The sequence below is a fragment of the Pseudomonas baetica genome, from assembly GCF_051216495.1.
Taxonomy (GTDB): domain Bacteria; phylum Pseudomonadota; class Gammaproteobacteria; order Pseudomonadales; family Pseudomonadaceae; genus Aquipseudomonas; species Aquipseudomonas baetica_B.
In genome coordinates, this window is record NZ_JBPKAM010000182.1 from 1 (window position 1) to 7,118 (window position 7,118).

Genomic DNA, 7,118 nt, shown 5'->3' on the forward strand with positions numbered 1-7,118 from the left:
GGTGTAGGAAAGACAAGCGCCACCTCCCCGCGAGCGCGCGTCTTTTTTCTCCCCTCCCCCCCCCCCCCCCCCCCTACAGGGGCTGGTGCATGAGCGAATCTACTGAGTGACACACCGGGTGGTGGTCGTGAGCCGAGTGACCTGGCCATTTTCGCCACGCACATCGCCCAGCACATCGGTTTTGTCCATGGCCTGGCAGGTACGCACGGGCGGTGGTGCCGGTGCAGCGGGAGGTGGCGGCGGACTGGCACAACCACCCAGCATTACGACAACGAGTGCAAGCGGTGTAAAAACGCGTTTCCCAAGACTGTTCATAGGATGACCCGCGAAAAGTGATCGACAAGTTTGTGACAACAAAACACTGCCAAAAAGTTCACGGGTAACCGACGGAAGCACCGCATTTGTGGGTTCTACGGCCTGCGCAGTAGTCAAAACCGACAAAAACTAGCGCACGGGATCCGAGCGACGCAACGTGTTGCTCTCCAGCTCATAACGCAACTCTTCGATCAGCGCGGCAATCGATTCGGGGGTTTGCAGATTCGCCACGCTCAAGCCGCTGACCACCAGATCAACCTGACCGGACACGGGATGGTAGAGCTTGACGGTCAGGGAATGATGGCCTGTGACATTACACTCACACGCCAGTGGCGAAAACGTCCGCTCAAGCTGCGATCGTAGTTGTGCCAGGTAAATCATTGCGATTGACCCCGGCGACGCAATACGGCGGCGGTGATAGGTTCGTGAGTCATGGCTGTTCCTTTCGCGACGTCAAAGGGTGTGCGGATGCTCCGACACGCTCAGGCTAAGGTCTGCCACAGATGCTTCAGAACCCCCATTTGCACCCCATCGCCTGGTGCATTTGCACCTTAGCGTTGCCCCTTGGATCGCCAGTCTGCGCAAAACAGCCCACGCTCACGGGCCCAGACGATCGCTTCGCTGCGACTGTGCACGTCAAGCTTGGAATACACGGTCGCCACATGATTGCGCACCGTGTTCGGCGCCAGCTTCAGGCGCGCTGCGATTTCCTTGTCGGCCAGGCCTTCGCAAATCAAACCCAGCACATCGCGCTCCCGAGCCGTCAAATCCGTGAAAGACGCGCTGGGTAACTGCGGTGAGTTGACGTTTTTCACATTAGCGAGTTTTTCGATCAGCGTACGACTGAACCACGAGGCATCCTTCATCACCTCCTCAATGGCCGCCACCAGCTCCAGCTCGGTGCGTTTGCGCTCGGTGATGTCCATCAACACCAACAGGTAGCAGCGATTGCCTTGAATGTTCACGGTGTCCGCAGATACCGCGCAATCGATCATCTGCGCGTTTTTCTTGCGCAGACGAACATCGATGCGATCCAAGCTTGCGTGCTTTCCCAGCGTTGCAAACAGTTGTGCCCCCGCACCCTTGTCTTCGATGAAGTTGATCTGCCTAATGCATTCACCCAGGACCTCCTCGCCGGAGTAACCCAGGGTATTGAGAAACGCTTCGTTGACGTCCAGCACCACCTGATCGTCCGCACTGCAGATCAGAATCGGTACCGGCGACAGGCGAAATGCCTTGGCAAAGCGCTCTTCGCTCTGGCGCAGGGCAATTTCAGCCTTGTGCCGGGGCTCCATGTCGACGAAGGAAAACAGCATGCAGGGTTCGTCATTGAGCTCCAGGGGTTGGCCGGCGACGATCACTTGCTTGTTGCCGCCGTCGGCCAGGCGCAATTCGGCTTGCATCTGCGGAATGGTCGCGCCTTCGCGCAAGCGTTGCTTGGCCAGCTCCTTGTTTTCGACCTGGTCCAACACGTCCAGCTCATAAGTCGAACGGCCGATCACCTGATCGCGAACATAGCCGGTCATTTCCAGAAAACCCGGGTTGACCTTGATGTAGCGCAGATCGCTGAGACGGCAGATCACCGCCGGTGCCGGGTTGGCGGCGAATGTCTTTTCGAAACGCTGCTCGGCACTGGCCCAGTCGGTGACATCGTCCATGATCAGCACCAGGGATTCCGGCTCGCCGTGACGGTCGGTCACCACCAGGCTGCGCACGCGGTGGACCCAGGTGCGTTCTTCGCCATTGACCGGGGTGACCTCGACCAGCACATCGCTGAAACTTTCACCGCGAGCAACGCGGCTGATCGGGTAGTTGGCGACCGGCACCGGGTGATGGTTGCGATAACGCAAGGCAAAGCGCCGCGCATACTCCTTCGCGTTGGCCCCTAGCTCGCCGATTCGTTTGACACCGTGCATGGCCAGCGCGGCGTCATTGGCCCAGACAATCGTTTGGTCCAGTTCCAGCAGAATGACCCCGTCGGACAGACCGGTGATGATCTGCTGCAACTGGCGGCGACTGGTTTCGGTGGTCAGGACGTCCTGGTTCATGGTCTCTCCACACATTGCGATACCCCTGTGAAGCGTACGACCGTCGGGGCTTGCGATAGTGCGAAGAATCTGTGGGAGCGAGCCTGCTCGCGAAGGTCATCAACGATGAAGCGATCTGGTTGAAACAAGGTTCAGCGAGCGTCTTCAAGCACCCGTTCACGCAAGGTATCGAGGAACAGCTTGAGCACCGGCGAATCATCATCCGCGCGATACGTGGCGTACAACGGCACCTCCGGCAAGGCTGGGGTCAGGCGCCGGAACACCAGCCCCGGCGGGGACATCTGCTCGATGGACGCCGGCAACAGTGCCACGCCGAAGCCGGCTCGCACCAGGCTCAGCAGCGTCTGTACTTCAATCACCTGCTGGCGGATCTGTGGTGTGAATCCGGCCTGAATGCAGCACTGGAAAAGAAAGTCGGCAAACCTCGATTGCTTGAGTTCGAGCGCTACGAACGGTTCCCCGGCCAGATCCCGAGGTGCCACACACTCACGCCGGGCCAGCGGGTGATCCGCGGGCATGACCACCCGAATCGGCTCATGGATCAGCAATTCATTGCGCAATTGCGGATCGTCGTAGCCCACCCGGAACACGCAGGCATCAATGCGTTTTTCCTTCAACGCTTTGACTTGCGCCGCCGGGGTCATTTCATGCAACTGCCAGGTCACCTGCGGATAGCGCTCGCGAAACTGATGCAGGGCCCGCGGCAGTACACCGACCATGACCGAGCTGATCATGCCGATCTCAAGCTGCCCCAGTTGTCCTCGGCCGGTTTGACGTGTCAGGTCCAGTGCCCGGTTGAGTTGCTCGAACACCAGTGGCGCCTGCTCCTTGAGCACCTGCCCGGCCGCCGTCAATTCGACCCGATGATGACTGCGCTCGAACAATGGCGTGCCCAACTCCTCCTCCAGCAACCGTATCTGCTGGCTCAATGGCGGCTGGCAGATGTGCAGGCGCGTGGCGGCGCGGCCAAAATGCAGCTCCTCGGCCAGCGCCATGAAATAACGCAGCAATCGCAAGTCCATGGCGGTTATCCCAGTTTCAGTGGCGTTGAACGCTGACGCACACCGGTCAGGCGAAACAGTGCATTGGCGATCGCGGGCGCCACCGACGGGCTGCCCAGCTCACCGACACCACCGGGTTTGCCCGGCTCGCCCTCGACGATAAGAATGTCCACCGGCGGCATGTCCGACATGCGCGCGACGCGATAGTCATGGAAGTTGCTCTGCACGACCCTGCCCTGCTTGATATCCATACGATCGAACAAGGCATGGCCCAGGCCCCACATCAGTCCACCGTAGATTTGCTCCTCCACGCCCCCCGGCGAGACCGCCAGGCCGCAATCAACCACGCAGGTGAGTTTTTCGACGACAGCCGTGCCGTCCTTTTGCGCCACCCGCGCCACCACGGCGATGAAACTGCTATAGCCCTGATTCGTCGCGATGCCCAACGCCGTTCCCGGTGGCAGTGGCTGCCCCCAACCGGCGCGTTCGGCGGCGCGGTTCAAGACAGCGACATGCCGCGGCCGCTCCTGCATGTTGGCCAGGCGGAAGGCCAGAGGATCCTGTCCCGCTGCATGGGCCAATTCATCCATGAAACTCTCCACGGCGAACACGTTGGGAATGAAGCTGACCGAGCGGTACCAGCCACTGGGCACCGCGCTCTCATGCCGGACCCAGACCAGGTCGAGATGGGCCGGGCGATAGGCAAAATCCCAGGCGGTGATGGATTCGGTGGTGCTGTAATCCATTTTGTCGGGGCGTTCGAAATAGCCCGGCTCCCATTGCTCCGGCGAAGCAGGGGAAACCGCGTTGAGTTGCAACGCCATCAAGCGCCCCTCGGCGTCCAGCGCCGCTTTGGCACGATGCAGGGTCGCGGGGTGCATGAACAAGGCGCGCATTTCGTCCTCGCGGCTGTTCATCAATTTGACCGGCACCTGGGTGTGTTGCGCCAGGTACGCCACTTCGAACAGCCAGTATTTGGCTTCCCGCGCACCGAAACTGCCCCCGGACACCCACTCGTTGATGGTGACGTTGGCCTGGTCGATCCCGCACACCACTTGTGCGGCTTCCAGCGCCGACGAGGGTACCTGCACACCACCCCAATAGGTGATCGCATGGCCCGAGACCTGAGCCGTGATGCAGATCGGTTCCAGTGGATTCTGCACTTTGTAGGGCATGCGATAGTCGGCTTCGATCAGCTTGGCCGCCTGCGGCCACTGAGCCTCAACATTCCCTTGTTTCAAGGCCGATACCCGTTGTGCGTGCTTGTCATCGATGGCGGCGGCCTGGGCCTTGACCAGTTCATCGCTGTCGAAATCGGCCAGCGGCGAATCGCTCCATTGCACCTTCAGTTGCTCACGCCCATGGTGCGCCGCCCAATAGGTGTCGGCCAGCACGGCAACCCCCTCGAGATTGCCGCCGAGGATGTCCGGCCGACCGGGAATCGCGATCACTTTACGCACGCCCGGCACTTGCAGCGTCGCGTGGCTGTCGACGGCCAGCACCCTGGCGCCGACCACTGGCGCACGTTGTATGACCGCCACCAGCATCTGCGGAAGATCCAGGTCGATGCTGTAGCTGAAACGCCCGCACACCTTGGCCGCCGCTTCGCGTTTGTGCCGCAGCTTGCCGATGTAGCGGAACTGCGCCGGGTCCTTGAGCGTGACGTTGAGGGGAGCCGGCAATTGCGCGGCGATCTCCACCAGCTCACCGTAGCCGAGGCTGCGCTTGCCGAGGGCATGCACCACCCGACCGGCGTCGGTCGTGCAACTGTCGGGGCTGACCTTCCACTGTTTGGCCGCAGCCTGAATCAACAGCGCGCGAGCGGTCGCACCGGCCATGCGCAAGCGATCATATTCCAGGGACACGCTGGTGCTGCCACCGGTGGAGAAGACTTTCCAGACCGGGTGAATGTAGGTTTCAAAGAAAGGGTTTTCCGGGCTGATCACCTGTACGGTCATCGGATCGACGTCCAGTTCCTCGGCCACGCACGCGGCCAGCGCGGTGTGGGTGCCCGTACCGGAATCGTGCTTGTGCACCACCAGTTTCACCGTGCCGTCGGGCAGCACCCGGACCCAGGCATTGGGCTCGAACGCGGCGCTCGATGCAGGCGCCTGCGTATCGGATGCCGCGATGCCCGAAGGCAGGTAGCAGGCGATCGCCAGCCCTGACGCAACGGTCGCGGCCTGTTTGAGAAAGACCCGGCGTGGCAGTTCGATCGGCTCGATGCTCATCACGCCTCCTTCGGCGCGGTGGCCGCGCGCTTGATCGCTTTATTGATACGGGCGTAGGTGCCGCAACGGCACAGGTTGCCCGACATGGCATTGCGAATCGAATCATCGGTAATCGCCGCGCCGGTATTGAGCAATGCCGCCGCCGACATGATCTGGCCGGATTGACAGTAACCGCATTGCGGGACATCTTCGGCCACCCAGGCCAGTTGCAGCGGATGCTCCGCGGTGGGCGACAGCCCTTCGATGGTGGTGATGCCGTGGCCCGCCACGGCGGCCACCGGCAACTGGCAGGAGCGCACCGCCACGCCATCCAGGTGCACGGTACAGGCACCGCACAGGCCCATGCCGCAACCGAACTTGGTGCCGGTGAGTTTCAAGTGGTCGCGCAACACCCATAACAAGGGCACGGCGGACGATGTTTCTGCCAGCTCGTGTCGTATGCCGTTTACCGAGAATTCGATCATTGTCAGGCTCCAGGAGAGCGGCCCGTCTTTGTGCAGGCCTGGTGATCGATTATTGGGAGCCCCGGTAAATTCGGGCCAGCGACGATTTCTGCCATCCTGTGTAAGTAGGACTAACAGCATGTACAAGCGATACCCGTCGGTGCAGTCCATGAGTGCTTTCATCCAGGCGGCCCGCAGCGGAAGCTTCTCCAGCGCGGCGCGCAAGCTTGACCTGACCCACAGCGCCATCAGCCAGCAGATCCGCGCCCTTGAAGAATTCATTGGCCAGCCGCTGTTCGTGCGCGAAGGCGGCGGCAGCAACCTGACCGACGCCGGGCAATTGTTCGCCAGCGTGCTGGCCGATGGCATGGCCCAGATCGACCGGGCGTTGTCCTCGGTGAAAAACCGCAGCGTGACGCAACGCCTGACCCTCGATGTCGACAGTGAGCTGGCCCAGAGCTGGCTCAACCCGCGCCTGCCGCAATTGCTTGATCTGTTGCCGGATCACGAGGTGGTGCTGTTATCGATGCCGCGTACCGATCGCAGTTCATTCGAACGCGTCGACCTGGCGCTGCGCTACGGCTATGGCGATTGGGATGACTGCGAAATGACGCAAATCTGTGGCGATCGTGTGCTGGCGGTCGCCTCGCCCTCACTGCTCGCTCGCCATGGTTTGCAAGTGCCGATCACCCCGGCGCAGGTCCTGCAATTGCCGTTGCTGGGGTATACGCGCCGGTCGTGGATTCCGTGGCTGGATGCCGCCGGGTTGACGCCCAGCGAGCCGCCCGCTCGGGTGGTATTCGACAATGCGGCCAACCTGATTGCCGCTGCCGAAACCGGGGTCGGCGCGGGGCTGGTGCGCGGTTTGCTGGCGGCGGATGCGTTGCGCGCCGGTACGCTGGTGGCGCTGAACGCGGCGCAGATTCCGGCGCACTACAACCTGTACGCCGTCTGGCCGCCGGGACAGGGTGAGCAGGTAGCGCCCGTGGTCGAAGCGATCCGTCAGCTGGCCTTGCGCACCCAGGGCTGACGCCTTCGCGAGCAGGCTCGCTCCCACAATTGAGCACCGTCCCCTGTGGG

The 7,118-nt window shown here is 61.8% G+C and carries 6 protein-coding genes; 1 reads left to right on the forward strand and 5 read right to left on the reverse strand.

Annotated elements, in window-relative coordinates:
• Positions 1 to 444 precede the first annotated feature (444 nt).
• From ACSFE6_RS30455 to ACSFE6_RS30475, 5 genes are all read right to left on the reverse strand, one after another.
• Positions 445 to 696 (reverse strand): DUF1652 domain-containing protein, encoded by a 252-nt coding sequence (locus ACSFE6_RS30455; RefSeq protein ID WP_435431080.1) that lies wholly within the window; start codon positions 694 to 696, stop codon positions 445 to 447.
• Positions 697 to 866: 170 nt separating this feature from the next.
• Positions 867 to 2,363 carry a PAS domain S-box protein gene (locus ACSFE6_RS30460; protein ID WP_435431081.1) on the reverse strand — a complete coding sequence of 499 codons (1,497 nt, stop codon included), beginning with the start codon at positions 2,361 to 2,363 and terminating at the stop codon, positions 867 to 869.
• A gap of 131 nt (positions 2,364 to 2,494) precedes the next feature.
• A complete protein-coding gene (locus ACSFE6_RS30465) occupies positions 2,495 to 3,385 on the reverse strand; it encodes a LysR family transcriptional regulator (protein ID WP_435431082.1) in 891 nt (296 codons plus the stop codon).
• 5 nt (positions 3,386 to 3,390) lie between these two features.
• Positions 3,391 to 5,595: a molybdopterin cofactor-binding domain-containing protein gene (locus tag ACSFE6_RS30470; protein WP_435431083.1), complete on the reverse strand. Its 2,205-nt coding sequence runs from the start codon at positions 5,593 to 5,595 to the stop codon at positions 3,391 to 3,393.
• Positions 5,595 to 6,059 (reverse strand): (2Fe-2S)-binding protein, encoded by a 465-nt coding sequence (locus ACSFE6_RS30475; RefSeq protein WP_435431084.1) that lies wholly within the window; start codon positions 6,057 to 6,059, stop codon positions 5,595 to 5,597. Before ACSFE6_RS30475 ends, ACSFE6_RS30470 begins: the two co-directional genes overlap by 1 nt.
• 118 nt (positions 6,060 to 6,177) lie before the next feature.
• Between ACSFE6_RS30475 and ACSFE6_RS30480 the strand changes: the two genes are divergently transcribed.
• The gene (locus ACSFE6_RS30480) at positions 6,178 to 7,068 is read left to right on the forward strand and encodes a LysR substrate-binding domain-containing protein (protein ID WP_435431085.1); all 891 of its coding nucleotides are present in this window, start codon (positions 6,178 to 6,180) and stop codon (positions 7,066 to 7,068) included.
• Positions 7,069 to 7,118: the final 50 nt, after the last annotated feature.

Bases quoted from the DNA above. Each gene is read 5' to 3' on its own strand.
- ACSFE6_RS30455 (WP_435431080.1), bottom strand. From the start codon at position 696: ATGATTTACCTGGCACAACTACGATCGCAGCTTGAGCGGACGTTTTCG.
- ACSFE6_RS30460 (WP_435431081.1), bottom strand. From the start codon at position 2,363: ATGAACCAGGACGTCCTGACCACCGAAACCAGTCGCCGCCAGTTGCAG.
- ACSFE6_RS30465 (WP_435431082.1), bottom strand. From the start codon at position 3,385: ATGGACTTGCGATTGCTGCGTTATTTCATGGCGCTGGCCGAGGAGCTG.
- ACSFE6_RS30470 (WP_435431083.1), bottom strand. From the start codon at position 5,595: ATGAGCATCGAGCCGATCGAACTGCCACGCCGGGTCTTTCTCAAACAG.
- ACSFE6_RS30475 (WP_435431084.1), bottom strand. From the start codon at position 6,059: ATGATCGAATTCTCGGTAAACGGCATACGACACGAGCTGGCAGAAACA.
- ACSFE6_RS30480 (WP_435431085.1), top strand. From the start codon at position 6,178: ATGTACAAGCGATACCCGTCGGTGCAGTCCATGAGTGCTTTCATCCAG.